General features: G+C 68.0%; 26 protein-coding genes and 2 tRNA genes. 16 read left to right on the top strand and 12 right to left on the bottom strand.

Annotated features, from left to right (window positions below; genetic code table 11):
* Positions 1-2 precede the first annotated feature (2 nt).
* The 3 genes from DEIMA_RS04405 to DEIMA_RS04395 are packed head-to-tail and all read left to right on the top strand — an operon-like array spanning position 3 to position 3,086.
* A complete protein-coding gene (locus DEIMA_RS04405; RefSeq protein ID WP_013556026.1) occupies positions 3-635 on the top strand; it encodes a GNAT family N-acetyltransferase in 633 nt (210 codons plus the stop codon).
* The gene (locus DEIMA_RS04400) at positions 628-2,118 is read left to right on the top strand and encodes a glycoside hydrolase family 3 N-terminal domain-containing protein (RefSeq protein ID WP_013556025.1); all 1,491 of its coding nucleotides are present in this window, start codon (positions 628-630) and stop codon (positions 2,116-2,118) included. The genes DEIMA_RS04405 and DEIMA_RS04400 overlap by 8 nt, the downstream gene beginning before the upstream one ends.
* A gap of 56 nt (positions 2,119-2,174) precedes the next feature.
* Positions 2,175-3,086, top strand: coding sequence for a metallophosphoesterase (locus tag DEIMA_RS04395; RefSeq protein ID WP_013556024.1), 912 nt, complete (start codon positions 2,175-2,177; stop codon positions 3,084-3,086).
* Positions 3,087-3,122: 36 nt separating this feature from the next.
* Here DEIMA_RS04395 and DEIMA_RS04390 read toward each other — a convergent pair whose 3' ends face one another.
* Positions 3,123-4,037, bottom strand: a complete 915-nt coding sequence (locus tag DEIMA_RS04390) for a DMT family transporter (RefSeq protein WP_013556023.1) — start codon at positions 4,035-4,037, stop codon at positions 3,123-3,125.
* Positions 4,038-4,288: 251 nt separating this feature from the next.
* On the opposite strand from DEIMA_RS04390, the gene thrS reads away from it, so the two are divergent.
* Positions 4,289-6,238, top strand: coding sequence for a threonine--tRNA ligase (gene thrS, locus DEIMA_RS04385; RefSeq protein WP_013556022.1), 1,950 nt, complete (start codon positions 4,289-4,291; stop codon positions 6,236-6,238).
* Between the two features lie 56 nt (positions 6,239-6,294).
* Here thrS and DEIMA_RS04380 read toward each other — a convergent pair whose 3' ends face one another.
* Positions 6,295-6,603, bottom strand: a complete 309-nt coding sequence (locus tag DEIMA_RS04380) for a GNAT family N-acetyltransferase (RefSeq protein WP_013556021.1) — start codon at positions 6,601-6,603, stop codon at positions 6,295-6,297.
* 17 nt (positions 6,604-6,620) lie between these two features.
* A complete protein-coding gene (locus DEIMA_RS04375; RefSeq protein ID WP_013556020.1) occupies positions 6,621-7,493 on the bottom strand; it encodes a glycerophosphodiester phosphodiesterase family protein in 873 nt (290 codons plus the stop codon).
* 119 nt (positions 7,494-7,612) lie between these two features.
* Between DEIMA_RS04375 and DEIMA_RS04370 the strand changes: the two genes are divergently transcribed.
* Both DEIMA_RS04370 and DEIMA_RS04365 read left to right on the top strand, forming a co-directional pair.
* Positions 7,613-7,686, top strand: a tRNA-Cys gene (locus DEIMA_RS04370).
* 12 nt (positions 7,687-7,698) lie between these two features.
* Positions 7,699-7,773, top strand: a tRNA-Val gene (locus tag DEIMA_RS04365).
* Positions 7,774-7,904: 131 nt separating this feature from the next.
* Here the strand turns inward: DEIMA_RS04365 and DEIMA_RS04360 are convergent.
* The gene (locus DEIMA_RS04360; RefSeq protein WP_043816454.1) at positions 7,905-8,894 is read right to left on the bottom strand and encodes a tyrosine-type recombinase/integrase; all 990 of its coding nucleotides are present in this window, start codon (positions 8,892-8,894) and stop codon (positions 7,905-7,907) included.
* A 201-nt stretch (positions 8,895-9,095) separates the two neighbouring features.
* On the opposite strand from DEIMA_RS04360, the gene DEIMA_RS16780 reads away from it, so the two are divergent.
* The 4 genes from DEIMA_RS16780 to DEIMA_RS04345 all read left to right on the top strand — a co-directional run bounded on the left by DEIMA_RS16780 (position 9,096) and on the right by DEIMA_RS04345 (position 10,679).
* Positions 9,096-9,455, top strand: coding sequence for a hypothetical protein (locus DEIMA_RS16780; protein WP_013556018.1), 360 nt, complete (start codon positions 9,096-9,098; stop codon positions 9,453-9,455).
* Positions 9,452-9,793: a hypothetical protein gene (locus DEIMA_RS04355; RefSeq protein WP_013556017.1), complete on the top strand. Its 342-nt coding sequence runs from the start codon at positions 9,452-9,454 to the stop codon at positions 9,791-9,793. Before DEIMA_RS16780 ends, DEIMA_RS04355 begins: the two co-directional genes overlap by 4 nt.
* A complete protein-coding gene (locus DEIMA_RS04350) occupies positions 9,790-9,999 on the top strand; it encodes a hypothetical protein (RefSeq protein ID WP_013556016.1) in 210 nt (69 codons plus the stop codon). The genes DEIMA_RS04355 and DEIMA_RS04350 overlap by 4 nt, the downstream gene beginning before the upstream one ends.
* A 326-nt stretch (positions 10,000-10,325) precedes the next feature.
* Complete coding sequence (locus DEIMA_RS04345) at positions 10,326-10,679, top strand: hypothetical protein (protein ID WP_013556015.1); 354 nt, start codon at positions 10,326-10,328, stop codon at positions 10,677-10,679.
* Between the two features lie 234 nt (positions 10,680-10,913).
* Here the strand turns inward: DEIMA_RS04345 and DEIMA_RS04340 are convergent, their stop codons facing one another.
* The 7 genes from DEIMA_RS04340 to DEIMA_RS04310 all read right to left on the bottom strand — a co-directional run bounded on the left by DEIMA_RS04340 (position 10,914) and on the right by DEIMA_RS04310 (position 15,731).
* Positions 10,914-11,357: a hypothetical protein gene (locus tag DEIMA_RS04340; protein WP_013556014.1), complete on the bottom strand. Its 444-nt coding sequence runs from the start codon at positions 11,355-11,357 to the stop codon at positions 10,914-10,916.
* Positions 11,358-11,732, bottom strand: a complete 375-nt coding sequence (locus tag DEIMA_RS04335) for a hypothetical protein (RefSeq protein ID WP_013556013.1) — start codon at positions 11,730-11,732, stop codon at positions 11,358-11,360.
* Between the two features lie 237 nt (positions 11,733-11,969).
* Entirely contained in the window at positions 11,970-12,164 is a 195-nt protein-coding gene (locus tag DEIMA_RS04330) for a hypothetical protein (RefSeq protein WP_013556012.1), read from the bottom strand.
* 241 nt (positions 12,165-12,405) lie between these two features.
* Positions 12,406-12,888: a hypothetical protein gene (locus DEIMA_RS04325; protein WP_013556011.1), complete on the bottom strand. Its 483-nt coding sequence runs from the start codon at positions 12,886-12,888 to the stop codon at positions 12,406-12,408.
* A complete protein-coding gene (locus DEIMA_RS04320) occupies positions 12,885-13,445 on the bottom strand; it encodes a hypothetical protein (protein ID WP_013556010.1) in 561 nt (186 codons plus the stop codon). Before DEIMA_RS04320 ends, DEIMA_RS04325 begins: the two co-directional genes overlap by 4 nt.
* A gap of 271 nt (positions 13,446-13,716) precedes the next feature.
* Entirely contained in the window at positions 13,717-14,520 is an 804-nt protein-coding gene (locus DEIMA_RS04315; protein ID WP_013556009.1) for a hypothetical protein, read from the bottom strand.
* A gap of 161 nt (positions 14,521-14,681) precedes the next feature.
* Positions 14,682-15,731: a hypothetical protein gene (locus tag DEIMA_RS04310; RefSeq protein ID WP_013556008.1), complete on the bottom strand. Its 1,050-nt coding sequence runs from the start codon at positions 15,729-15,731 to the stop codon at positions 14,682-14,684.
* A gap of 885 nt (positions 15,732-16,616) precedes the next feature.
* On the opposite strand from DEIMA_RS04310, the gene DEIMA_RS04305 reads away from it, so the two are divergent.
* The 4 genes from DEIMA_RS04305 (at position 16,617) to DEIMA_RS04290 (ending at position 22,018) form a co-directional block, all read left to right on the top strand.
* Entirely contained in the window at positions 16,617-17,453 is an 837-nt protein-coding gene (locus DEIMA_RS04305; RefSeq protein ID WP_013556007.1) for a hypothetical protein, read from the top strand.
* Positions 17,454-17,555: 102 nt separating this feature from the next.
* A complete protein-coding gene (locus DEIMA_RS04300) occupies positions 17,556-19,091 on the top strand; it encodes a DnaB-like helicase C-terminal domain-containing protein (RefSeq protein WP_013556006.1) in 1,536 nt (511 codons plus the stop codon).
* On the top strand, positions 19,088-20,980 hold the full coding sequence (locus DEIMA_RS04295; RefSeq protein ID WP_013556005.1) for a bifunctional DNA primase/polymerase: 1,893 nt from the start codon (positions 19,088-19,090) through the stop codon (positions 20,978-20,980). The genes DEIMA_RS04300 and DEIMA_RS04295 overlap by 4 nt, the downstream gene beginning before the upstream one ends.
* Before the next feature lie 90 nt (positions 20,981-21,070).
* Entirely contained in the window at positions 21,071-22,018 is a 948-nt protein-coding gene (locus tag DEIMA_RS04290) for a NaeI family type II restriction endonuclease (protein ID WP_169311919.1), read from the top strand.
* Positions 22,019-22,021: 3 nt separating this feature from the next.
* Here DEIMA_RS04290 and DEIMA_RS04285 read toward each other — a convergent pair whose 3' ends face one another.
* Complete coding sequence (locus tag DEIMA_RS04285; RefSeq protein WP_013556003.1) at positions 22,022-23,002, bottom strand: DNA cytosine methyltransferase; 981 nt, start codon at positions 23,000-23,002, stop codon at positions 22,022-22,024.
* Between the two features lie 145 nt (positions 23,003-23,147).
* On the opposite strand from DEIMA_RS04285, the gene DEIMA_RS04280 reads away from it, so the two are divergent.
* Both DEIMA_RS04280 and DEIMA_RS04275 read left to right on the top strand, forming a co-directional pair.
* The gene (locus DEIMA_RS04280) at positions 23,148-23,579 is read left to right on the top strand and encodes a very short patch repair endonuclease (protein WP_013556002.1); all 432 of its coding nucleotides are present in this window, start codon (positions 23,148-23,150) and stop codon (positions 23,577-23,579) included.
* Between the two features lie 112 nt (positions 23,580-23,691).
* Positions 23,692-23,979, top strand: a complete 288-nt coding sequence (locus DEIMA_RS04275) for a hypothetical protein (RefSeq protein ID WP_013556001.1) — start codon at positions 23,692-23,694, stop codon at positions 23,977-23,979.
* The last annotated feature ends 968 nt before the right edge of the window (positions 23,980-24,947 follow it).

Below are 24,947 nucleotides of genomic sequence, written 5' to 3'. Positions count from 1 at the left end.
TCGTGCCTGACCCGGCGTTCCGGGTGCGGCTCGCCACGCCCGCCGACGAGGCGGCCGTGTACGGGCTGTGCCTGCGGACCGCGGACGCCGGCGCGGACGCGACCGCGCTGCACGCGCACCCGGACCTGCCCGGGCACGTGTATGCGGGCGCGTACCTGCACGTACCGCCCGCCTTCGCGCTTATCGCAGAGGACGCGGAGGGCGTCGCCGGGTACGTGCTCGGCACGCCCGACACGCCCGCGTTCGAGGACGCCCTCGCGCGCGCGTGGTGGCCCGCCCTGCGGGACCGCTACCCCCTGGGCACGTCCGGCACGCCGCACGACGCGCGCCTGATCGCGCACCTCCACTCGCCCGCCCGCACGCCCGGCGCCCTCACGGGCACCCACCCGGCGCACCTGCACATCAACCTCGCGGAGCGTGCGCGCGGCCGGGGCGTCGGTCGGGCCCTCGTCCTGCGCGCCCTGCAGGGCGCGCAGGACGCCGGCGCGCCCGCCCTGCACCTTGGCGTGGACGACCGCAACGCCGGCGCGCTGGCGTTCTACCCGCGCGTCGGCTTTCAGGAGCTGAACCGCGCGCCCGGCGTCGTCTGGTTCGGCCGTCCCACCACCCTCACCCTCGGAGAACAGCATGCTTGACGCGAACCGCACCCTGATTGCCGACCTGCCCGGCCCGGACCTCGACGCCGACAGCGCGCGCCTGCTGCGCACGTACCAGTTCGGCGGCATCTGCCTGTTCCGGCGGAACATCACCACGCCCGAACGCACCGCGCGGCTCATCCGTGACGTCCGCGACGCCCTCGGCGAGGACGCGTGGATCGCCACCGACCAGGAGGGCGGCGCGGTCCTGCGCCGCCTCGACACGCCGCAAGCACCCGCCCCCATGGCGCTCGGCGCGACCCGCGACGCGGACGCCGCCCGCGAGGCCGGACGCGTCGCCGCGCGCGGTCTGCTGGACCTCGGCATCAACTGGAATTTCGCACCGGCCCTCGACGTGAACGTGAACCCCCTGAACCCCGTGATCGGCGAGCGGAGTTTCGGCGCGGACCCGCATGAGGTCGCGCGCCTCGGCGTGGCGTGGGCGCAGGGGCTGGAAGCGGCGGGCGTCATGAGCGGCTCGAAACATTACCCCGGGCACGGGGACACGCACACCGACAGTCACCTGGCGCTGCCGCGCGTCGACAAGAGCCGCGCGGCCCTGGAGGCCGTGGAGTGGGTCCCGTTCCGCGCGGCCGTGCAGGCCGGGCTGGGCAGCCTCATGACGGCGCACATCCTGTACCCGCAGCTCGACCCGGTGAACCCCGCCACGCTCTCCCCTGCCCTGCTGGACGGCGTGCTGCGCCGCGAGTGGGGGTACGACGGCGTGGTCATCACGGACGCCACGGACATGCGCGCCATTGCGGACCTGTACCCGGACGGCGACGCCGCGCCGCTCGCGCTGCGGGCCGGCGCGGACGCCGTGCTGACCTGCGGGCACGGGGACGCCACGCTGCACGAGCGGAACGTGCGCGCCCTGCAGGAGGCCCTGCGGAGCGGGCGCCTGCCGGAAGCGCGGGTGCAGGAGAGCCTCGCGCGCCTCGCGCGGGCTGCGGCGCGCTTCCCGGGCACCCCGCGCGCGTACGGCGCGGCGGAACGCGAGCACGACGCGCGCCTGATGTCCGGCGTGGCCACGCGCGCCGTCACGCCGTTCGGCGCGGTGCCGCTCCCCCGGGCGGGCGAGCGGACGCTGCTGGTCGTGGCCGCGCACGCGGACGTGGGCGGCCCGTACGAGGACCACCTGAGCGGTGAGGCGCTCACGAGCGGCCTGCGCGCGTTCCTGCCGGACCTGCAGACCGTGGTTTACGATCCTGCCCAGCCGCCCGCCGCAGCGGACCTTCCGGACGCGGACCTCGTGCTGTTCGCCACGACCGCCCGGTTCGGCCTGACCGACGCGGAGCGCGCACTCGTGGACGGCCTGCGCAGCCGGCGGGCGCTGCACCTGGCGCTGTGGAACCCGTACTTCGCGCCAGACCTGGGCCTGCCCGCGCTCGTCACGTACGGCTTCCGCGACGCGAACCTGCGCGCGCTCGGCGAGGCCCTGCGCGGCGACGCGACGCCCGGCGTGCTGCCGTTCACCGCCTGACGAACGCGGAAGGTCACCTCAAGGCCGCGCCGGACGCACTCGTTTAGGCTGAACGCATGAGCCGCCCCTCTGCCCCCTCCGCCCCCTCGCCCGCGCGGCCCTCGACGGTGGGCCGCGCCGCCCGCACCGCGCTGCGCCTGCTCGGCCTGGCGGGCGGGTTCGGCGTGCTGAGCGCCTACCGCTTCCGCGTGCGCCACGAGGCGCGCGCCCTGCCGGGCCTGCAGCGGCCCGTGCGGGTGGCGTTCCTCGCGGACATGCACTACGGGAACTTCATCGGGGCGCGCAGCGTGCGCGCGTGGGTGCGCGCCACGGTGCGCGCGCAGCCGGACCTGATCCTGTTCGGCGGTGACTTCCTGGACACCAGCTTCACGTTCCGCTCGCGGGGCGCGCTGCTGCGCGAACTGCAGCACCTGCGCGCGCCGCTGGGCGTGTACGCGGTGTTCGGGAATCACGACTGGACGAGCCTCACGACGCACCGGGCGCGTGGCTCGTTCGCGGCGGAGCTGGAAAAGCTCGGCATCCGCGTGATCAACAACGCGGGCGTGCGCGTGCGCGAGGACCTGTTCGTGGCGGGCGTGGACGACTGGTGGTTCGGGAATCAGGACGTCGCGGCGGCGCTGCGGGAGTGCGGGTCGTGCACAACGCTGCTGCTGAGCCACAACCCGGACTTCCTGCCGTTCGTGCCGGACGGCGTGGCACTGACGCTCAGCGGGCACACGCACGGCGGGCAGGTGGACATCCCGTTCATGGGGCCGGTGAAGCAGGCGAGCCTGTACGGCACGGAGTTCCTGGCGGGGTGGGTGAGCGCGGCGGCGGCGCAGCCGAACGCGGCGGATGAGAGCGTCGCGGCGACGCCGCCGCGCGTGAACCACGGGTTCGTGACGAACGGATTGGGCGTCACGGGCGTCCCGGTGCGCCTGAACTGCCCGGCGGAAGTGGTGCTGTTCGAGTTCACGCCTGCCCCCTGAGGCAGGGGCGCGCGTTCCCGCGCGCCCTTTGCGGGGTCAGTCCAGCCGTTCGGTGTGAATCTCGGGGATCTCCGGGCGGCCGCCCAAGGCGGGCCACTGGCTGAGGATGGTGGCGCCGACGACGAGCGCGCCGCCGATCAGGCCGCGCACGCCGATGCCCTCGCCGAGCAGCAGGAACGAGAACAGCACCGCCGCGACCGGCTCGAGCGCGTAGATGATGCTGGCTTCGGTGGCAGTGACGGTGCGCTGCCCGATGGTCTGCAGCAGCGTCGTGACGGCGGTGGCGGCCACGCCGAGGTACACGAGGGCGCCCCACGGGGCGTGTGCGGGGAGCAGCTGGGTGGGCGCGGCGATCAGCGCCCACAGCCACGCGAAGCCTGCCACGGCGAGCACCTGCGCGAGCGTGAACGGCAGGGGCGCGTGATGCGCGGCGGTGCGTTCGAGCGCGAGGATGAACCCGGCGTACGTGAACGCGCACGCGAGCGCCCACAGGTCGCCGGTGACGAGCGCGCCGCCCTCCCAGGACAGCAGCGCGAGGCCGCCGACGGCGAGCGGCAGCGCGAGGCCGAGTGTCCAGCCGAGCCGCTGCCGCCCCGCGACCGTGACCCACAGGGGCACGAGGACGACGCTGAGCGCCGTGAAGAACGCCGCGCGGTTCGCGGTGGTGGTCTGCAGCGCGATGGTCTGCGTGCCGTACCCGGCGATCAGCCACGCGCCGAGCATGAGGGCGTCGCGCGGGAGCGAGCGGGGCGGCAGCGCGGTCCCGGCGGGGCGGGGCTGCCGGCGGATGAGCAGCAGCGGCAGCAGCGTGACGGCGCCGACCGTGAAGCGCCAGGCAATCAGGATGGGCGGGGCGAGCGTGTCGGTGGCGCCTTTGATGACCGGGAAGGTACTGCCCCAGATGGCGGTCACGAGAATCAGGAGCAGGAGCCCGCGCGCGTGGGGAGACATGCGCGGATTGTACCGGGCGCCGTGTGGTACGCTGGCGCGCCCGGTTTGGTATGGTGTGGGCATGATGCGCGCGCGTTCTCACTCCGGCCTGGTGGTGAACGTTGCGCGTGGCCATCGAATGCGTTCTGGTCGGCTGAGCACGCGAACTCTGCGCGCCTGAGAGCCCTGCGGCTTTCAGGCGTTTCGCTGTGGGAATCGGTCAGGCCGCCCTTCTCGTGCCCGCATGACGGGCTTTCCCTCTTGGAGTACACATGCACGTCTTTCTTCCCGACGGTAAACAACTGGACCTTCAGCAGGGCGCCACGGCGCTCGACGCCGCGCGCGCCATCGGCCCGCGCCTCGCGCAGGACGCCCTGGCCGCCACGGCGAACGGCGACCTCGTGGACCTCATGACGCCCCTGCCGGACGGCGCGCGCATCACGCTGATCACGAAGAAGAACCCCGGCGAGGCCGCGGCGGTGTTCCGCCACTCGCTCGGCCACGTGATGAGCCAGGCGGTCGGTGAGTTCTACCGCGCCAAGGGGCACCCGGCGGACGCCGTGAAGCGCGGCGTGGGCCCCAGCATCGAGAACGGCTGGTATCAGGACTTTGACCTGCCCGAGCCGCTGCGCGAGGAGGACCTGCCGGAAATCGAGCGGATCATGCGCGAGATTCTCAGCCGCAACCTCGATTTCTCCCGCCGCGAGGTCAGCAAGGCGGAGGCGCTCGCGCAGTTCGGGGGCGACCCGTACAAGGCCGAGCTGATCCGCGAACTGCCGGACGATGAGCCCATCACGTTCTACACGCAGGGTGACTACACGGACCTGTGCCGCGGGCCGCACTTCCCCCGTACGGGCGCGCTGCCGGGGGCGTTCAAGCTGATGAGCACGTCCGGCGCGTACTGGCGCGGCAACGAGAAGAACCCGATCCTGCAACGCATCTACGGCGTGGCGTTCGCGACGCAGAAGGAACTCGACGAGTACCTGCACCGCCTCGAGGAAGCGAAGAAGCGCGACCACCGCAAGCTCGGCCGTGAGCTGGAGCTGTTCGTGATCGACCCGCTGGTCGGGAAGGGCCTGCCGATGTGGCTGCCGAACGGCACGATCCTGCGCGAGGAGCTCACGCGCTTCCTGCGCGAGCAGCAGTTCGCGCGCGGGTACCAGGGGGTCGTCACACCGAACATCGGGAACCTGGAGCTGTACAAGACGAGCGGGCACTACCAGAACTACAGCGACAGCAACTTCAGCCCGATCACGGTGGATGACGAGCAGTACATGCTCAAGCCCATGAACTGCCCGCATCACGTGCGCATCTACGCGAGCAAGCCGCGCAGCTACCGTGACCTGCCGGTGCGCCTCGCGGAGTTCGGGACGGTGTACCGCTACGAGCAGAGCGGCGAGCTGAACGGCCTGACGCGCGTGCGCGGCTTCACGCAGGACGACGCGCACCTGTTCTGCCGCCCGGATCAGCTCAAGGCGGAGTTCCTGAACGTGCTGGACCTGACGGTGCTGGTGCTGCGGACGTTCGGCATGAACGATGTGCGCTTCCGCGTGGGCACGCGCGACCCGGAGAACACGAAGTACGTGGGCGCCGAGGACAACTGGAACGCCGCGGAGCGCCAGATCATCGAGGCGGTCGAGGAGGTCGGCCTGCCGTACTCCATCGAGCCGGGCGACGCGGCCTTCTACGGCCCGAAGCTGGACTTCGTGGTGCGCGACGTGCTGGGCCGCGAGTGGCAGCTCGGGACGATTCAAGTGGACTACAACCTGCCGGAGCGGTTCGACATCAGCTACGTCGGTGAGGACGGCGCGGATCACCGCCCGATCATGATTCACCGCGCGCCGTTCGGGAGCCTGGAGCGCTTCGTGGGCATCCTGATCGAGCATTACGGCGGGGACTTCCCGCTGTGGCTCGCGCCGCGCCAGGTGGCGATCATCCCGATCGCGGACCGCCACAACGAGTACGCGTACGCGCTGGAAGCGGAGCTGCGCGCGGCGGGCCTGCGCACGGAGGTGGACGACTCCAGCAACCGCATGAACGCGAAGGTGCGCGCGGCGGAACTCAGCAAGATCCCGGTGATGCTGATCGTGGGGGACAAGGAGCAGGAGGGCCGTCAGGTGAGCGTGCGCGAGCGGACGCCTGAGGGGCACAAGGAACGTAAGGGCGTGGCCTTCGATGACCTGAAGGCGGAACTGCTGGAGCGTTACCGCACGCGCGCCTGAGCGCAGCACGAAGGGCGGCCCTCCGTGGAGGGCCGCCCTTCGTGCTGCGCTCGGCGTCAGATGCCGAGCACGCCGCGCTGGATGGGGTGCACGAGGTCCACGTACTCGCGGTGGTCGCGGATGTACGCGGCGACGAACGGGCACATGGGAATGGCTTTCTTGCCCTGGGCGCGGACGTCGTCGAGGGCGGCGCGGACCAGTGTGGAGCCGATGCCGCGCCCTTCGAGCGCCTGCGGCACTTCGGTGTGCGTGAACATGATGGCGTCGCCGACTTCGCGGTATTCGGCGAACGCGATCTGCCCGTCGACGGGGAGTTCGTACTGGTGGCGTTCTACGTTGTTGGTGACGTTCGCTGGGTCGGTCATGCTTCAGCGTACCGTGCTCAGCGCGCGTGGGCCTGCAGCGCTTCGCGCAGGAGGTCCGGGCGGTCGGTGTCGATGGCGTCCACGCCGAGCGCGATGAGGCGCTGCATTTCAGCGCGGTCGTTGATGGTCCAGACGTGCACGGCGACGCCGCGGGCGTGCATCTGCCGGATGAATGCGGGCGTGACGATTTCCAGGCCGCCGCTGCGGACGGGCACCTGCGCGGCCGCGCCGGGCGTGGGCACGAGGGCGGCCAGGCCGACCTTGCTGAGCAGCACGAGCGGGCGCAGTTCGCGTTCGGTCATGCTGGTGGGCACGTCCGGGCAGGTGCGGCGGAAGTCGTTCATGGCGTCGTCACTGAAGCTGGCGACCATGACTTTGCGCTGCATGCCGTAGCGGTGGATGAGGTCGCAGAAGGGCCGCGCGATGCTGGGCTGCGCCTGTTTGATCTCGATGGTCCACGGGAAGTGGCCGTACTGCTCGAAGGCTTCCTCGGCGGTGGGGATGCGGACGCCCTGCGCGCGGTAGGGGTAGGTGCGGCCGTCGTCGCGCGTGAAGCGGTAGCCGGCGTCGAGGGCGCGCAGTTCCGCGAAGGTGAGGTCACGGATGGCGCCGTGGCCGTCGGTGAGGCGGTCGACGGTGTCGTCGTGGGAGAGCACCAGGACGCCGTCGCGGGTGGCGTGCAGGTCGGTGTCCATCATGTCGACGCCGAGGCGCGCGGCGCCGGCGTAGGCGATGAGGGTGTTGGACGGCCAGAGGTCCTCGCCGCCCTGGTGGGCCATGTTGAGGGTGCGTTCGGGTGAGCGGAACACGCCCGCGTCCACGGGCAGCGGGGGGGCGGTGCAGGCCGTGAGGGCCAGCGCGGTGAGCGCCAGGAGCGTGAGGGTGCGCATAGGGTTCGGTGTTCAGCGTACACCGTGCGGGGGGACCCTTTGACAGCCCCGGGGGGGCGTGCTAACATTCATCCCGCTGGGAGACAGGCCTCCAAGCAAGCCCCGGCCATATCCTGAACGGCGCTGTAGCCAAGTGGTAAGGCAGAGGTCTGCAAAACCTCCACCGGCGGTTCGAGTCCGCCCAGCGCCTCCAACCTGTACCCGTAGACTCGTAGCTCAGGGGTAGAGCACTACCTTGACACGGTAGGGGTCAGGAGTTCAAATCTCCTCGAGTCTACCAACGCAGCCGCCATTCCTCACGGAATGGCGGTTCTCTCTTGACCCAGATGTGACCCAGAAGGGCGGCTGCTGGCCCGGTAGAGCGCGCTCAACCTGGGGGCGCTCCGGCGGGTGCCCGGTGTCTGAGTCGGCCTAGTCTCGGTACAGGTCTGATGGTTCGATTCGCGCAGCCCTGAGCCTGGCCCTCCGCTCACTGTGCACGTAGTGGCTCAGTGTGAACCTGGTGTCGGAGTGGCCCAGCAGGTCAGACACAGTCCTGGGGTCAATGCCGTGGGCGATCAACATCGAGGCGTAGGTGTGCCGCAGGTCATGAATGCGGATGCTGTTCGGCAGGCCTGCACGGCCCAGCAGGCGCTTCCAGCTGCGCCGGACGTTGTTCTGCAGCAGGGGCGTGCCGCTCGCGGTGCAGAACAGCCAGCCGTCCGCGCTGTGGGGTCGCTCCGGATTCGTCTGCCAGGCGCGCAGCGTGGCGATGACCTCGCCCGGCAGGGGGATGGCGCGTTCCGAGCTGCTCGTCTTCGGGCTGCCGACCGTGGGGCGGTTGTTCACCACGATCACGGTGCGGTTGATGCTGAGCTCCTGGTGGGCCCAGCTGAGGTCTCGCCACTGCAGGCCCAGCAGCTCGCCGTGCCGCAGCCCACAGGACAGCGCGAGATGCCACAGGGGCCAGAGGGTGTCCTCGCGCGCGGCCTTGACCAGGCGCTGGACGTCACCGGCCTGCAGGATCTGCGCCACCCGCTCGCGGTCTGCGCGCCTGCCCCGTGGGAGTTCAGTCGCATCAGCAGGGTTGTTGGGGATGATCTCGTGCCGCACCGCGCGGCGCAGCGCGCGCTTGACCAGGCCGGCCACGTCACCCACCGTTGACCGCTTGTGCCCGGCCATCAGGTGGCGGTAGAACGCCTCGAGCCGTGCCGGCGTCAGGCGCCCGAGCGGGGTGTCGCCGACCTCGTGGCCTTGCGTCAGGGCCACGTGCCACTCTAACTTGCCGAGGGTGCCCGGTTGCAGCTCTTCCCGGCGGCCGTCGACATAGCCCGTGAGCCAAGCCGTGAGGGTGATGTCGCGCTGATCGCGGCCCTGGGCACTGCTGGGGGTAGCGGCCCGGAGGCTATCCAGGAGCCTCACCGCTTCAATATTGCTCCTCGCGTACCGGCTGATGCTTGACCCATCAGTCTGGGTCAGCCGCACCTCCCAACGCCCGTCTCGTCGCTGCCTGATGCTGCCTGTTCCTGGGGGTCGCTTCTTCACTCCTGCAGAGTACGGGTCGTTAATCTGTTGTGTCCAGATTGGGATGGACTGTATATGATGAGGGCGTAGGAGGACCGAATGCCCCAGTCAGTCCGAACAATGAAGACGGCAGGAACAAGCACCCCGACCCGGGGATGGGAGCTCGAGCTGCGAGCCCGACAGCTCGCCGGCACCGCCATCCTCGACAACGCCCACCTCGACTTGCTGCGGCGCCTCGAGGAGCACAATCCGTTCGCGCATTGGGCCCTGCTGCGGCACCTGCAAAGCTACGACGTCCTCAACCTGAAGCACCGGTTGCGGCGGATCATGCACGCGTATCAGGGCCCGATCTGGGAGGTCGACGTGCTCGCGCCGATCCTCGATCAGCTGCCCGTCTGGATGGTTCGCGAGCTGACCGACGTTGACGACCCGCACCACGCGACGCGGTGGATCGCATGAGCGCCAGGGGGTTCAGCCTGGGCGGCCTGCCGCAGACCCTCGAGCCAGGAATTGCCGTGCAGCTGGACGCGCTGCGCATCGGGCAGGGCTGCAGCCTGAAGACGTACCAAGACCTGCGCGGCCTGCTGGCGCGCTACCCCAGCATGGCCCGCACCCTGCTGCCGGCGCTCTCGTCATTGCCCGACTTGAGCTTGGACGACGCGCTGCTGCTGGTGGGGCGCGTCGCGCGCTTGCGGCTGAGTCCGCAGACCGGCCGACACGTCCCGTCAGCAATCGGCCTGGCGGCGGATCACATGCCGGTGTGGCTGGTGCGTGAACTGCGCGAACGTGACGTGTGAGCCAGCGCGACTTCAGGCAGTACCTGCTGGGCTTATTCGCGAGGTTCGCATGGTTCGTGCTCGGGGTGATCATCCTCACGCCGGACCTGCCTCAGGACGCGCCGCTGTGGCTGGCGTGCGTCCAGGCAGGCCTGCATGGCCTGCTGGGGATGCTGGTGCCCCGGGCAGCGACTTGGGCACTGACGGCTTGGACGTTCCGGCCCTGAGCAGCACATGAAGCGCCAGACGTCGGCGCGGGGGCAAGGGAACGGCGGAATGAACCAACATCAAGTCACGAACGAGACCCCCACCATCCCTCACCACCAGGCAGTCCAGACGCTGGCAGGGATACCTAAGTTGGTCTCCCCGGCCTTGTCGTTCTTGTGCCCTGCGTAGCTTCCTCGAAGTCGGCGGTGAACTCGTAGGCGCATTCGAAGTCGTTCATAGATGCCTCCTGGGGCAAGACGAGGCCCCCGCCGGTCAGGCGGGGGCTCAGAAAATGGATGCGGTTCAGATCAGCGGACGGCTGAAGGGACGGTGTACGATTGGATGCATGGGGAACATCGTGATGTTGATGATTCTCTTGGTGCCAACAGGCTGGGTCTTCTTGATGGCCTACACCTTGGTGACCGGGGTGTTCGAGGACCGTTACGACCCAGACCGTCGCAACCGGGCGCGAACGCGGATGATCGGCCTGACGACTGCGGTGGCGGTCGTGATTGGCGGTTGGTACGTGGTCATGAATATAGAGCGCTGGAACACCGAAGCTGCTCAACGCGCCTATGAACGCAACCCCTCAATCTACTACCCGCCAGCGTCCACTTCCACCTCAACGAGCGAAGCTATAGACGACACCTACGTTGAGGATGAGCCAAGCGAGTGTGGGTATGGAGGCTGGGGTTGCTAATCACTGATTGTTCAGTTCGGCGCGGAGCCGCTTCCCGAGCGCGACAACGACGCCGCACAGGACAACGGATGCCAGGCAAGCGACCGAGTAGCCCACGTGCATGGTGCGCGTGCTAACACTCATTGCTCAGATTCAAACCCTCAGCGCCGATCAGGTCTAGGAGCTTCGGTCCGAGGATGCCGCCGCAAAGAAAAAGCCCCAGCGCTTAGCTGGGGGCATTCGGGCGCCGCCTGATCAGATGAACTGGATAGCGACGTCTAGAGAGTTATTGGGGCCAGAGGTCACACTCTGTGCCCTAACCGCATAGCGCACGCTGTCGCGATCAGTGAACTCGATGATGTCCCCGTTCTTAACTGCAATGCTCTGCGAGGCGAACGACAGGCGGTCAGGGAGGGGCATCGTGTTGGACAAGACAGCTATGCTATCGACGAGCTGGCCAGCAATCGCCACGACATTGACGAGTGGAGCAACAGGAATTCCTGGATTCATCACTTCATAGATATCGTCACCGCCGCTTGTGTGTGAGAAAGCGCACCAGTACTGTCCGCCCTCCTCCAGAAGCATGACCTTCAACCCGTGGGGCCGATCAAGCACCTTGGCGACGGTGCCGTTGCCCATGCTGCTGGTCATCTTCTGGGTTAAACGATCCACAGTGAGGGTGATGGTGTGTCCGCTCATTCAGTTCTCGGTCTCTTCCTCACGCTTAGCAGCGTGAGCGATGGCGTGTGCGAATTCAGTGTACAGGTGCTTACGTGTGCCATCGTAGGTCTCGGCCTTGACCAAGTCAGCCGTCCCCCTGCGAGCCAGAGCTTGTATCTGCTGGCTGACCTGAGCAGCCTGCTCGCCCTGATCGTTGGAAGTGTTCCTGATAGAGGCCCGGACTGCGTCATCACTGAGGGCCACCGTGTAGACATTGATCAGTGCAGCCTCCAGCTGTGTCACAAGGTTGTTGGGAATGGATGTCCCCTGGTTATGCAGGTTACCCACGTGATCAATGAGCGCTTGGCAGTCGTCGATGGCTTGCTGTCGGTTCTGAAGTGATGGGCCGGTCATGCGGGCAGGATAACCTGACTCAGTTCATACCGATGTCACGCTCGTATACGCACCTTTGGGGAGCTCTTAGGGTTCATCTAAGCCAACTGGATATATGTCGCTGTGGCGCACTTCCTTCTGCCAAGTCAAGCCCTATATCTATGGCGCCGGGCCCGACCACCTCACCCAACAAGCCCAGGCAGGTGATCAGCTCGAACGCGGCGGTCGGGCCCAGCAGCAGAAGGCGGCGTGGCTAGCTCACTCGTTACTCCAGAGGGCGGGGAGGTCTTGGCCCGGCATGTCGTGGCGCGTGAGGCTGGAGAGCGCGGCGCGGTGCCAGACCTTGCCGATAATCACGACCTTGATGCTTCGGGCGCGCGCCTCCAGCGTCCAGGCCACGATGTCGCGCACCCGAAGCAGGCTGATGGCGCTGTCACCCAGATCGAGCAGCACCGTGTCCCCTCGGCGCGCGGCGCGCCGCAGCCAGTCGTGAACGTCAACACCCGCCGGGGCAACGATCCGCCGACGGGCCTCAAGGGTGTGTTCGGTGGGCAACGGGATCAGGAGCCGCGTTGCCGGCGGGTATTGCGCAGTACCAGTGCGAGCATGGCCTCGCGCTCCTGAGGGATGGCACCCGGGACAGGGCGCTCTCGTTCCTGCTGTTGCTGTTCTGGCGCTGTACACGTCTGTTGCGTCATTCGCTCCCTCCCTGTCCCTGCTGCTCTCCAGGCCTGCACATCGGCCCTGAGCTTGCCTTGCCTCGTTCTGCTTCGTGGCTCATCCGCTGTTCCCGTGCCCGTTGCACGATCTCGCTTCGGGCATCCACGGTCAGGCCGTGCCACCAGGCTGCTGTCGCGCGCGGGAGCCGCTGGCGGGTCACGCTGCTCTGGGTGAGCTCAGATTTCGTCGAGCTCGCCACAGACATCACACTCCTCGCCGTAGTCGCGGGGCGCGCCGCACTCCCAACAGGTGTGGCCAGGTAGACACGGCGCGGCAGCTTGGTCACGGGCTTGCCCAGGTTGACCGTCAGGCCCCAGCCCTGGGCCACCTTGATGATCTCAGCTCCCGGCGCGAACGCCTCCCCGGTGATCGCGCAGGTGCCGGGGTAGCGCGCGGCCACCGCCTCCGCGCCCGGCTCGGCGGCGTTCACCGGCACTTGGCCTTCCGGGGCGCTCACAACGCTACCGCCAGTGTCATGACCTGGGCCGGGGCCGATATGGGCGGCAGCGCCTCCGGATTCAGCGCAGCGAGCGCGGCCGCGCGCGGCCCGTCGGTCAGGGCGATCACCGCCACGCGCACGTCGGCCGTCACCTGGGGGTTCACCGCCAGATACTCGGCGATTTGCTCGTCCGTTGCGTACTTCAGGCTGAGCATAAGCAGCTCTCTCCAGTACATGGGCTTCTCACGGCGCAGGGCCCGAAGGTGGTGGCGGCTGCTGGTGGCCTTCAGCAGGCTGTAGGGCCACTTCACACTGGGGGCGCGCACGCTGTTCAGGTGGCTGCTGCTCTCACGCCAGCTGGGGTACCAGCGACCTTGGCGGTCGAACTCACCCTCGGGCTTCGTAACGCGGCGGTCGCGGTCGAGCTTGACCATCGCGATTTCAAGCTTCTCCTGGGCGGCGGCCAGGCGCTCGGCGGCCTTCTCGGCGCGGGCCTGGAGGCGCGCAGCACGGGCGGCCTCCTTCTTGGTCATCGGGGCGGCGGTCTCGGACGTAGAGGTATGGGCAGTGTTCATCGGTCCCTCCTTCAGGGGCGATGCGGCGGCGGCTCGGGGCCTGTGTTGCTGGGTCGGGGCGCGCTGGCCCTCTCTGATACACGTATGGTGACATGCATCAGAAGGGCTGTTATGAACGTCCTGGAGCGGGAATATCCCCTTCTACGGTTGGACAATCTGTTCCAAATCACTTGGAATGGATTGTCCGGGAGGGGTTGCCCGGCGCCTGGCATATGGCAGGTGAACGATGAGAAGAGCCCCCGCCAACGCGTGCCGACGTTGGCTGGGAGGGTTAGTGGTAGGGGTTGTAGCCAGCCGCGATCAGGGCGTCCTCGAGGCCGTGGCGGGGGTCCAGGGCGGGCGCCTCGATGATCCCGCACTCTTCGGCCGTGCGCCGGGCAATGTTGCCCATCTCAGCCGTCATGAACGCCGCCAGCCGCGCGGTCTGGCTGCTCGCGGTGCCGCCGGCGTGCTGCGCGACCTCACCCAGCAGCCAAGTCACCTCGGGCTGCAGCAGGTTGGGCCGCCAGCGCAACCGGCCGTGCTTCTCCAGGTCCCGGCGCACCCCCTGTTGCAGCCAGGGCGTCAGGCGCCACGCTGAGGAGCGGCCGATCAGGGGCATCCAGGCCCGGCTGAACGCCAGGGAGGCGGGCAGGATGCCGCCGCGCAGGAAGGTGAGCGCCTCGCCGCTTGCCAGCAGCGCCTTGCCGAGCTCACGCGCGAACTGATCGGGCCGCGCTTCCTGGCGTAGCTTACCCAGCAGCGCCGCGCAGGCCTGCTGCACGTGGGCTGCACCGGGGCGGCACCCCGCCTCGTGCAGCAGGGGCAGCAACTCCAGGGCGTCACTGTCGCGCATCCACGCCACGTCGCCCTGCAGGAGCTGCCAAGTGTCCCCATCTGCCACCTGGGCGCGCACGGCCAGCTGCTGAACGCTCGCCAGATCGCCGCGCGCGACCCCGGCGGCGATCTGCGCCATGCCCGCAGTCCCGGCGCACTCAGAGCCCAACTGGCGTGCCTGCCGCTCAATCGCGCGGCTCCACACTGCGTGCATCTCCAAGCCGGGGTTCTCGTTGTTCTGCGCGCGCTTCTTCGTCATCTCAGCACCTCCAGTGCGTCCCACCCGGGCGTCCCGGGCAGGCCCTGTGCAACGAGAAACACTCCGCCCCTGTTGCGCAGGAGGGAGTGTTCTTGAGGGTGCTGGATTGGCGCTCGGTGGTGCTGAGCGGACGTTGTATGTAACCCGACCTCTCTAGCCTGTCAAGCCTCTACACGGGCCCGGGCGCGCGGCGCGGGACGCGGGCGGCGCGTGGTGGGCGCAGCGGCGTACGCGTGGCGGTGACGGCGGGAGGGACCACGGGGCACGAAGCTGGGTGCGAGGTGCGAGCCGTCCTCCGGGTCAGGCACTGTCAGCATGCGGGTCAGCTGATAGTCGGTGCTCATCAGGCCGCGCAGCTGCAGGCGGTAGCTGCCGACGGCGAGAACGCGGTTGATGTCACTGCGGTCCTCACCGGCCAGGCTGGGCAGCACCTCAATCGCCGCTGGCCAGGTCAGGTTCATCTCGCGGTCGGCCAGCACAGCGGTGAGCAGGTCCGCGCCGCCGGGCTGCAGGGCGCCTAGCGGCCGCTCCGCTTCCAGGGTGGCCGGGAGGATGATCTGCTGCACCAGGTAATCCAGCCGCGACTCGGTGAGCTGGCCGTGGAACGCGAGCGTCAAGGCCTTCCCGCTGCGGGTGTGGACCCTGTCAGCCGTGTTGTGGCACACCCCGCACAGGCTCCGCAGGCCCACCAGGTTGCCGGGGTCAGAATCAGCATGTGCGATCGCCATCCGCCCGTGAACCATGATGCAGACGGGGTCGGGGGCGTGAACGCGCTTGTTCCAGGGGCGGTGCACGTACAAGTCGCCGAACCCGAACCCGCAGTTGACGCAGCGCTGCCCGTCGCGATCACGAATCGCGTGGTGCAGCGCGGGCCCCCATTCCGAGGGGTACACCGGTCGCAGGGTGCCCGCCCTCTCGCCGGCGATGAACGCGCGGGAGAGCGGCAGAGCGGTGGGGTGCGGGATCGCCGGCACCACGCGCCCGCACTCCTGATATGGAGGCAGGATCCCGAGCAGCACGATTTCGAGGGCTCGCGGGGATATGCCGGGCCGCACGCTGGCGGGCACCTGCGAGGGATCGCGGCCGACCTGGCGCAGGGCATGCTGCACCACCGGGCGTGGATCGCGCGCGCTGGCGATCAGATCAAGTCGTCCGGTGCCGCCGGGGCGCGCCTGTCCACCGCGGCGAATTGGGGGAATGTACCTTCTCATGCGCTCATTCGACGAGGCTGCTGGTAAGCGCGGACTGTGTGGTGGGAATCGGTTCTTGCTCTGCCTCTGGTGTTGTTCACACCCTCTGTACCTGACGCCTTGCCTTTTCCCTCCTGCGGGTCAGGAAGGCGCCTGTGGCGCCGGACTGTGCCTACCGAGCTCGGAGGGGCGCCAGCGCCCGGCTCCTGAGCCTCGCGCGCCCCTTCTGGGCCAGCAGACAGGCAGGGAGAAGTGTGCCTGACCCATTCGCATCCCTAGGAGCGCAGCAACCTGGGATGGCTCCCTTCTCGTGGGCACTCACCTGCGGAACCGCGGTCCAGGGACACCATGCTCCATGACACTCCTGGGCATCATCCTCTCAGCCCCAATATCTTCAGAGCCGGGCCGGGGAGCGCAGCGACCCCTCTCTGCAATAGATCTAACTAGGCATCTATCTATCTAGTGCTCGATTGACGGGCTCCCGGCCAACCGGATCCCGCCAAATGGCATGCGGCGGGGATTGCGTCAGACACGGCACCGAGCTCACGTCGCAGTGACCTTTGCCCGGGGAACCCGCTTCCCAACCGAGCAGATCCCTGGAGGCCCGGGGACCCTGACTTCGTGTCTTCTGGACATCAATTCCACTGTGCCAGACATGAACGTCGAGGGATTGCGCAACCGGGTCTGAGGGTGCAAGACTCCTCTTAGACCCGGGGGCAACCCCAGCGCGTGAACCCGAGCGAAGCTTCGAACCTGCCTCACCTGAACGTCGACGCGCACGACGGCCCGCAACAACAGCAACACCCGGTACGGAACCGGGTGCTGGTGCGGAACAGGTGAAGCAGCTTCAGACACTGCAATGCTACCTGTACCCGCACTTGGACGCAATCCCGTTTCAGGTGAGAGATGAGCAACCTAGAGAACGACCGCACGACCGAGATCGTGCGCAGGCGCCGCACTGTGCCCTTCGCAGCGATTCCGGCGGAGACGATGCAGGACGCGCGCCTGACGATGCCGGCGGCGGCGGTGCTGCACTACATGATCTGGCGATCAGGGATCCCCGGCTGGCAATTCTACGTTCAGGACATCGTCAACCACTTCAACACCGGCAAGAAGGGCGCGGCGGTGCGGACCTGCATCAATGAGCTGATCGCCCTTGGCTATGTCGAACGTGAGCAGCTGCGCGATGCCGGCGGTCGGATGGTCGGCACGCGCTACACCGTGTCCGAGACCAGCCCCACCGCACCCGAGGTGGTCATCTCCGAGGTGCGCGACCTGGCGCCAGACCAGATCAGCCGCGCCGCACCCACGCCTCAGCCCCGGCATGTGCAGCCCGCCCCCAAGAAGAAGGTCAGCCGCACGGCCGCCGAGGCGCGTCAGGCCCTGCACCACCGCGTGCTCGAAGCCTGGAACGCCACCCGGGGCAGCATGCCCGAGATGCCCGCGCGCGAGACCGACGGGCGCTTGGTCGCCGACAAGGTGCTCGCGATGCTGATCGAGGAGCTGGTCAAGGTGCAGGGCGGCGAGGCGCAGGCCGTCAGGGCGCTGGAGCTCGCGAGCCGCAACTGGAACGCCGAGATGAAGGAGAAGCGGGGCGGCTTCCTCGAGAAGCAGGCAGATATGGAATTCGTGTTCCGGAACGCCTCCGCCGCGTCACGCAAGCAGGTCGGCATCGAGCACCAGGCCCAGCGCCGCCACGTCCCTAGCACCTACGCGCCCTACGAACCCGACAGCGTGATGTGACCCCGTTCCGAGCGCCGCCCGCACGTGTGCGGCGCTCCTCCCTCACACCCTCTCTTCGTTGTACACGACGAATGCGCGACAACCAGATCAGGAGACCCCCTAATGACCCAGACCCTGAACCACAAGCCCGCCCCCGCGCCTGCTCAGTTCGCCGACGTGCCGCTCGAGCGCGCCGTGCTCGGCCTGATCGTCAACCTCGCCGCCGCCAGCGGCCCCGACGCCCTGCCCCCCCTGGAGAGCGCCATCGAGTGCATGCCCGCCGACCTGATGAGCCATCCGGACCATCAGGCCATCTGGGGCACCATCCGCACCATGATCCAGGCCGGCGAGGTGCCCGCACCCCTTGAGGTGTCCCGCAGCCTGCCCGCCAGCGTGCGCCAGAGCAGCTGGGACGACGTCGTGGAGGACGGCAGCGCCACCGTGCTGGGCGACAACCTCAAGCGCCTCGTCGGCCTGGCGCGCGTCCGCGGCTTCGTCGGAGCCTGTACCGCCGCCGTGGCCGAGGTGGGTGAGGGCGCCCTGCCCGACGAGGTGATGACGCAGCTGATGGCCCGCCTCGAGAGCGGCGTGCCTGGCACTGCGCGCGCCGTCAGCACCCGCGAGTCCGGCGACGCGCTGGAATACATCGTGGACCTCGCCGAAGGCCGCGTGCCGATGATCAGCACGGGCTTCAAGGAGCTCGACTTCCGTCTCGGCGGCGGCTTCGAAGCCGGCAGCTTCGTGATTCTGGGCATGAAGACCAACGTGGGCAAGAGCAAGTTTGCCGTCTCAGTCGCCCTTCACCATGTCCGGATGATGCAGCGCGTGACCTACCTGTCGGGCGAGCTGCAGAAGACCGGTGGCCCCCGCCCGGTCCACCGAGTGAAGTTGATGGCGGTGCTGAGCGCGGCACGCGTGCCCGGGCGTAACGTGCGCCGCGGCACGCCCGATAAGCCCCTGGTGATCAGCCCCGAGACCCGCAAGGCCGTCCGGGACGCGCAGCAGTGGCTCGACGACACCGGAATGTTCAGCATCTACGACAGCAATATGGACGTGACGGCCGTGGTCAGCCTGATCCGGCGCATGTCGCGCGAGGACGGCAGGCTGCTGATCGTGGACAACCTCGACCACATCACCATGGTCGGTGCCAAGCCCGGTGACTGGGCCGCCAAGGACGAGGTGGTGCGCCGCCTGATGGCCGCCGCGCACAAGTACGGCGTCACCGTGCTCGCGCTCGCCCAGATCAAGCTTGACAAGAGCACCGTCGGGCAGCTCAGCGACATCGAGGACCTCGGCGGCTACAAGGGCATCGCCTCGCACGCCGATACCATGCTGACGGCCTGGCGTGACCGCAAGGAGGCGGAGGAGAAGGCTCAGGACCGCAACGACCCCAACCGTTGGATCACGTCGGGTACCTTCAGCATCGTGAAGCGCCGCAGCGGCGTGGGCGGCAGCGTGCAGGTGGGCTGGAACGAGGAGCACGGCGAGTGGTTCGACCTGCAGAGCAGCGGCGTGACCGCGCCCGCCGCGCCCCGCGACGCTGAGATGGAGCAGCTCGTCGGCGAGGTGCAGGACGAGATGCTGCGCAGCGCCAAGGTGCAGGACGACCGCTTCGACTCGCTGTTCGAGATCGTCGACCAGCGCGGGGGCCGCCAGTGAGCGCCCGGGCTCTCGCCAGCGCCCTGCACATGCTGGGCCTCGGCCTAGTGCTCGTGCGCATCAACCACGGCCAGAAGCGGCCGACATACAGCGGCTGGGGTAAGGACAGCCTGGGCGTCATCCGGACGCCTGAGGACGCGCACCGTGAACTCACGCTGGACGGGCGCGAGTGGAATGTAGGGGTCCTGCTAGGCCCCTCGGGACTGCTTAGCCTGGACATCGACCGCGACGACCTGGCGCGCGAGGAGTTCGCCAAACACGGCCTGGACCTGGACGCCATGATCGCGGTGCACCCGCACCCCACTCAGGCGAAGGGCAAGAAACTCTGGTACAGGCTGCCCGATGACTTGGACCTGCCGGGCGTCCGCGCCTTCCAGCTTCCGAATCCCGACAACGTGGACCCCATCACCGGGCAACCGCGGCCCATGACGATCTTCGAACTTCGCGCCAGCCCCCGCGACGGCAGCAAGAGCGTGCAGGACGCCGCGCCGGGCTCGTTGCACCCCGAGCCGGAGTACCGCCACGGCGACGCGCACCCCCACCCGCGCTACTACATCTGGTCGGCGGATGGTGCGCCGACGACCCGCGAGGACATCCCCGAGGCGCCCCAGGCCCTCCTTGACCTGTACCAGGTCCTGCGCCCGTCCCCGGACCTCGCCCCCCGCCCCACGGCCCGTCGGCGCTCTGTGATCGCCCTCCCCACCCGCAGCGGGGCGCGCGCGAACAGCTCGGCGCGCTACGCCGCCTGGGCGCGGCAACATGTGAACCTGTGCGAGATCATGGCCCGCTACAGGGCCGTAGACAGCAGCGGGCAATGCAAGTGCACGCACCCGGACCACCCGGACGCACAGGGCTCGATGCACGTGTGGAGGGACCACGCGACGTGCTTCGGGACGAAGTGCCGCCGCAACGACGGCCGCCGACACACCGAGGACGCGATCAGCGTGACGATGCGCTTCGAGGGGCTCACCTTCCTCGAAGCGGTGGCGCACCTGAACGGCGGCAACCTGCCTACAGAGGAACAGTTGCCGACGGAGTGGGACGAGCCCGTGCGGGAGGAGGCGCTCGACGCCGCCCGCGTCCGCAACGCCCAGACTGATTGGACGGCGCTGGTGGACGCGGCGCACCGCGCGCTGCTCGACCAAGGCAGCGACCAGGCCTTGCAGGTCATGGACTACCTGTACAGTCGCGGGTTCACCGACGAAACCATCCTCGCCGCCAAGCTCGGCGTAGTCGATACGAGTGTGCCCGACAGCCTGCTGCCCCTCAACAGCAAGGGCGCGCCCTCCCGGACCTGGCGGGGGCGCCTAGTGATCCCCAACCTGCGGCCCGACGGAACCGCCATGGACGTCGCCGGGCGCACCATGCAGCCCAAGCCCACGGACTCCCGGAAGGCCCGCTGGTACAGAAAGTACGCCATACCCACGCGCCCGGGCGGCTACGGCGTGCCCCCTTATGGCCTGGCGCAGCTCAGCCGCCGTCCGGTGCTCGTGGTCGAAGGGCAGCTGGACGCCTTGAGCGTCCGTCAGGCCCTGCCCACCAGCAACGTGCTGGGCATCGCCGGCATCGGCAACCTGAACCCGGAGCACGTCTCTGGGCTCGCCGGGCACCGTGCGTACCTGCTGCTCGACCCCGACACGGATCATGATGCAGGCGGCGCCGCGGCGCGCAGTGCCATCGACGCGCTGCACGCGGCGGGGGCAGAGGTGTACCTGGTGCCCAAGCTCGTCTCCACGACCGATGATCTCAATGACTGCCTCGTGGGCATGGGCCAGGACGACTTCGCGGAGCTGCTCACGACCTGCGTCAAGGCTGCGCAGCACCTGCCCGCCCCGAGGCCCGCCGCGGCCCAGCTGCTCGCGCAGCCTCAACGGCGCCGTTGGATCTGAACCCCGCCCCCGTGCCGCTCTGGCCGGGGGCGGCTTGCTTGTGCCACTGTGAGGCGTGCTGGTCAATCGGTGTCGGCTAGCATGGAACGGATGACACTGACAGAGCCGCCCGAACCTGCCGCCGGACCAGTTCTTGGGCCCGCCGGTCCTACAGCAGAAGAGCTTGCTGCTGCTGAGGCCGAGCTGCTCAGCGTGCGTGACGAGATATTGCGGCTCATCGCAAGTAAGAAGCTGACGCCCGAGCAATTCTTCGCCAGCGTCATCAGCCAGTCAGTTGATGAGGTAATTGACAGCCCACGCACCGGGCGGTTCCTGTTCAGTGACCTGGAGAAGACCGAGAAGACATATGTTGGCACCAAGGTCGAGATCATCGGCCGCAACAATCTCGACCTGAAGCGGGAAGGGTCCCTGGACACCATCATTGCCGGGGTGCCGGTGGACGTGAAGTGGTCAGCGGACAGCAAGTGGATGATCCCGCTTGAGTACATGAAGAAGGCCATCAAGCCGGTCTGCCTCATGATCGGCACGCGCAAGCAGGGTGGCCTTACCTTTGACGTCTTCATTGGCCGTCCCGAAGGAGCCACAGGCAAGAACCGTGACGGCAAGTCCGGGCTCAGCCGGGGCAAGCTCAAGAAGCAAGCCGCCGGGACCTATATGCCGCTGGTTGAGAATGGCCGCCTCGATCCTGAATACCTGTCTACCCTGTCGGTGGATGCGCGGGCACGGGTGATGGCGAAGCGCCCCGGGCAGGCCATGGTCAACCAGCTGATGCTCGAGTCCATGTACCGGCAGGTGCCCCGCTCGGCGATCATGGCAGCGGCCCAGCAGCTCGACGGCGCGCGCAGGGTGCGGCAGGATGCCAGCCGCAGAACGCCCCTGCCCTACTACACCCTGATGGGGAAGTGGGATTCACACCGTGACGCCGCTGCTCACCTTGGATACGCCCTGGATAACGGGATGTTCATGCCCGTACAGCACGCGGATATTGCTGGACTGCCAGTGAGCCTCAGGAACGCTGTGCTCAACCGCAGGGACTGATCTTCAGACCGCGCGCCGCGCCCGCCTGCGGGGTGTGGCGGCCACGAGCGCCTCGGCGATCTGCCGCCCCACCGCTGCGGCTACCGGCGGTGGAAATGCGTTGCCGACCTGTCTGTATGAGGACGTCTTCTTGCCAGCGAACTGCCATGTATCAGGGAACCCCTGCAGGCGTGCGGCCATGCGCACGGTCAGGTGCGGCATGCCTTCCTGGTCCGGCCCGGGGACGCTGTCAGCCAGCTTATGCCCGTTGACGCCCAGCGCTGCCCAGGCCCGCTTCGCCCGCGTCGGCCCCAGGTCTGCCCCACCGTGCAACTTGCTTCCGCCGACGACCGTAGGCGCAATCGCATTCGCCCCTTCAGCCCAGGCCTGAGCGCCCTGCCAGCCACCCGAAGCCATCAGGTCCACCAGTGCCTCGCCCACGGTAGGTGCGGCCTCGGGGTGAGGCTCCGGCCAGCTGTACTGCGCCATGACGTCTGGACGCAGGGCAACCAGGATCACGCGAGGGCGCAGCTGCGGCACGCCGTAGTCCCGGGCGTTGAGCACCTTCCAGGCCACCTCGTAGCCGAGCGCGTGGAAGCCGGCACCGATGTACTCCCGGTACTCCTGGAACTTCGGGTCCATCAGGCCCCGGACGTTCTCCAGCATGACCGCTTCCGGCATGACCTCGCCAGCCAGCCGGATGGCCTCCGGGAACATGTCGCGGTCATCGTGCCGGCCCTGCTGTAGCCCTCCGTGCGAGAACGGCTGGCAGGGCACGCCGCCGGCCAGCAACGTGATCTGGCCGCGGTAGGGCAGCCCGTTGAAGGCGCGCAGGTCGCCCTCTACCACGTTCCACTCGGGCCTGTTTAGCCGCAGGGTGTTGCAGGCGTGGGCGTCGAACTCCACCAGTGCCGCGTGCTCATAGCCGGCCATCTCCAGGCCAAGCGCCTGGCCGCCGGCACCAGCGCAGATCTCGAGAGAGGTAAGGGGTGTTACTCGGGTCATTAGTGAGCACATTCTGTCACGTGTCATACGCGATGGATTGGTTACGCCCCACGATGCCCCTTCATGCAGTCGATCCTTGGGGTGCCGGTAGGAGGTTAAGGGCGGTGGGGTGTCTGGGGTCCAGGTGGGGGCGGTAGAGTCACCCATGCCTGACGTGCATACCTCTGAGCGGCGCAGTTACAACATGTCGAAGATCAGGTCGAAAGACACGAAGCCTGAGCTGCGCTTCCGGCGCGCCCTACATGCCCGGGGCCTACGGTACCGGACGCACGTCAAGGAGCTCCCCGGGAAGCCGGACGTGGTGTTCCCGCGCATCAAGGTCGTGATCTTCGTGGACGGCGACTACTGGCACGGCTATGAGTTGCCGCGCCGCCGGCACAAGCTGGACCCGAAGTGGGTCGCGAAGATCACCGGCAACATGGCGCGCGACCGTCGGCACTCTGCTGCCCTGCGCGCTGCGGGCTGGAGCGTGATCCGGGTGTGGGAGCACCAGGTGATGAAGGATTTGGATCGTACCGTGGACCGCATCGCGAAGCTGATCCGCTGTAGGCGCGCCGCGTCGCGCCCGCGGAGATGAGGCAGGCCCCTGGAACTTCGATTGTCCTAGAACAGTTCGGTACCGTTGCTGCGACACGCTGCACCCCCGCACCCTCATCCCCGTCGTGTACAACGGTGCGACCGTTGTACATATGAAGAGCGACGAGAAGAAGCTCAGCCGTACACAACGGCCCCGCCCCGGCGAGGTCGCGCAGCTGGAGCGCAATGGCACTGTGTATACGCTGCCGACCATACCCCTTGAAGACGACGAGGTCAGCCGCTCGCACCGTGTACGGCTGCATATCGACTATATAGACGTCTGGGACGAGCTGAGCCCCAGGCAGCGCTTCGGGTTGATCAAGGAAGCCATCAACGCCCGGCGCGAGAAGATGGTGCGTGAGGACCTGGAGCAGCGGATCCTGCATGACAGGGGCTCCTGAGATGGGTCGCCCGACCATGGAACAGCGCTATGCGTATCTGGACGTGGCACGCCAGTGCTACGTCGCAGTGATTGACTCAGGCAGCCACCAGCGCCGTGCACTGGTCGGGCTGTCTGTGCCCGCAGGTCAGGCGCTATGGGCCTTTCCTTCGCGGGGAGGTTGGGAATACTGCGTGATGCCTGGGCGCAGGCGGAGGGGCGCGGTGAGGTTGCAGGAAGGACCGCTCAAGGTGGAGTTGGGGGACGTGCTGGGGTGGCTGGTGGATCTGGACCGGCTGGCGCACGAGGGGCTCTGAGCCTGTTGGAAGGTACGGAGAAGTATTAGGTCAATTGAAGTTCAGCGCGTGTTGAGCCCCGTGCAGCACACGTATTCTCATGAGTCCCCGCAGATGAGCCGCCCCCCTCATGCGCCGTTGTAGACAACGATGAGAGGGTACAGTCATGAAGAATGCGACCCCACCCCACCGTCGTCCCCTAACGCGCTTCACCTGCAGGGCGGCAAGGTGAATCCCCGAAGACCGCCTCACCCACACGACCCTCCTCACTCCATGCATCCCCAAGCGTGAGAGCCCCCTTATCATCACCTTCGCTGCCCTGAGGCCCGAGCCGCCTGCACCGTCTCGAACCTGATCCAGAACAGCGGCGACATGCTGCAAGACGTGAGCAACCAGATCACAATCCAATAGCGCAACGTTCATGGAGGCCTAGGCCGGTATGGGACTAGGATCGTAATGACACCCGAGCGCACCGTCTGCACCAGGAGCGCTTCTGGCGCTGGACGTGGAAGGGATGGGCCATCTCGAGACGTTCGTTGACGAACGCTTGGATGACCTTTCCTCACCGCCGTCGTTAATGGCAGGCCCGCCGCATCACCCTCGCCGGCTGAGCCCCTCCCGCACCAAGTGCCCCGCATGCGGGGCACTTGGTGCGGGAGGGGCAGTGGGATGGGTGGCGGGTGTTATCCTCCCG

The sequence above is a fragment of the Deinococcus maricopensis DSM 21211 genome (genome assembly GCF_000186385.1).
GTDB lineage: Bacteria > Deinococcota > Deinococci > Deinococcales > Deinococcaceae > Deinococcus_B > Deinococcus_B maricopensis.
The sequence above is the reverse complement of the archived record's forward strand: the minus strand, read 5'-3'. Positions and strand labels throughout refer to the sequence as shown.

Bases quoted from the DNA above. Each gene is read 5' to 3' on its own strand.
- DEIMA_RS04400 (WP_013556025.1), top strand. From the start codon at position 628: ATGCTTGACGCGAACCGCACCCTGATTGCCGACCTGCCCGGCCCGGAC.
- DEIMA_RS04395 (WP_013556024.1), top strand. From the start codon at position 2,175: ATGAGCCGCCCCTCTGCCCCCTCCGCCCCCTCGCCCGCGCGGCCCTCG.
- DEIMA_RS04390 (WP_013556023.1), bottom strand. From the start codon at position 4,037: ATGTCTCCCCACGCGCGCGGGCTCCTGCTCCTGATTCTCGTGACCGCC.
- thrS (WP_013556022.1), top strand. From the start codon at position 4,289: ATGCACGTCTTTCTTCCCGACGGTAAACAACTGGACCTTCAGCAGGGC.
- DEIMA_RS04380 (WP_013556021.1), bottom strand. From the start codon at position 6,603: ATGACCGACCCAGCGAACGTCACCAACAACGTAGAACGCCACCAGTAC.
- DEIMA_RS04375 (WP_013556020.1), bottom strand. From the start codon at position 7,493: ATGCGCACCCTCACGCTCCTGGCGCTCACCGCGCTGGCCCTCACGGCC.
- DEIMA_RS16780 (WP_013556018.1), top strand. From the start codon at position 9,096: ATGCCCCAGTCAGTCCGAACAATGAAGACGGCAGGAACAAGCACCCCG.
- DEIMA_RS04355 (WP_013556017.1), top strand. From the start codon at position 9,452: ATGAGCGCCAGGGGGTTCAGCCTGGGCGGCCTGCCGCAGACCCTCGAG.
- DEIMA_RS04345 (WP_013556015.1), top strand. From the start codon at position 10,326: ATGGGGAACATCGTGATGTTGATGATTCTCTTGGTGCCAACAGGCTGG.
- DEIMA_RS04340 (WP_013556014.1), bottom strand. From the start codon at position 11,357: ATGAGCGGACACACCATCACCCTCACTGTGGATCGTTTAACCCAGAAG.
- DEIMA_RS04335 (WP_013556013.1), bottom strand. From the start codon at position 11,732: ATGACCGGCCCATCACTTCAGAACCGACAGCAAGCCATCGACGACTGC.
- DEIMA_RS04320 (WP_013556010.1), bottom strand. From the start codon at position 13,445: ATGAACACTGCCCATACCTCTACGTCCGAGACCGCCGCCCCGATGACC.
- DEIMA_RS04315 (WP_013556009.1), bottom strand. From the start codon at position 14,520: ATGACGAAGAAGCGCGCGCAGAACAACGAGAACCCCGGCTTGGAGATG.
- DEIMA_RS04310 (WP_013556008.1), bottom strand. From the start codon at position 15,731: ATGAGAAGGTACATTCCCCCAATTCGCCGCGGTGGACAGGCGCGCCCC.
- DEIMA_RS04305 (WP_013556007.1), top strand. From the start codon at position 16,617: ATGAGCAACCTAGAGAACGACCGCACGACCGAGATCGTGCGCAGGCGC.
- DEIMA_RS04300 (WP_013556006.1), top strand. From the start codon at position 17,556: ATGACCCAGACCCTGAACCACAAGCCCGCCCCCGCGCCTGCTCAGTTC.
- DEIMA_RS04290 (WP_169311919.1), top strand. From the start codon at position 21,071: ATGACACTGACAGAGCCGCCCGAACCTGCCGCCGGACCAGTTCTTGGG.
- DEIMA_RS04285 (WP_013556003.1), bottom strand. From the start codon at position 23,002: ATGACCCGAGTAACACCCCTTACCTCTCTCGAGATCTGCGCTGGTGCC.
- DEIMA_RS04280 (WP_013556002.1), top strand. From the start codon at position 23,148: ATGCCTGACGTGCATACCTCTGAGCGGCGCAGTTACAACATGTCGAAG.
- DEIMA_RS04275 (WP_013556001.1), top strand. From the start codon at position 23,692: ATGAAGAGCGACGAGAAGAAGCTCAGCCGTACACAACGGCCCCGCCCC.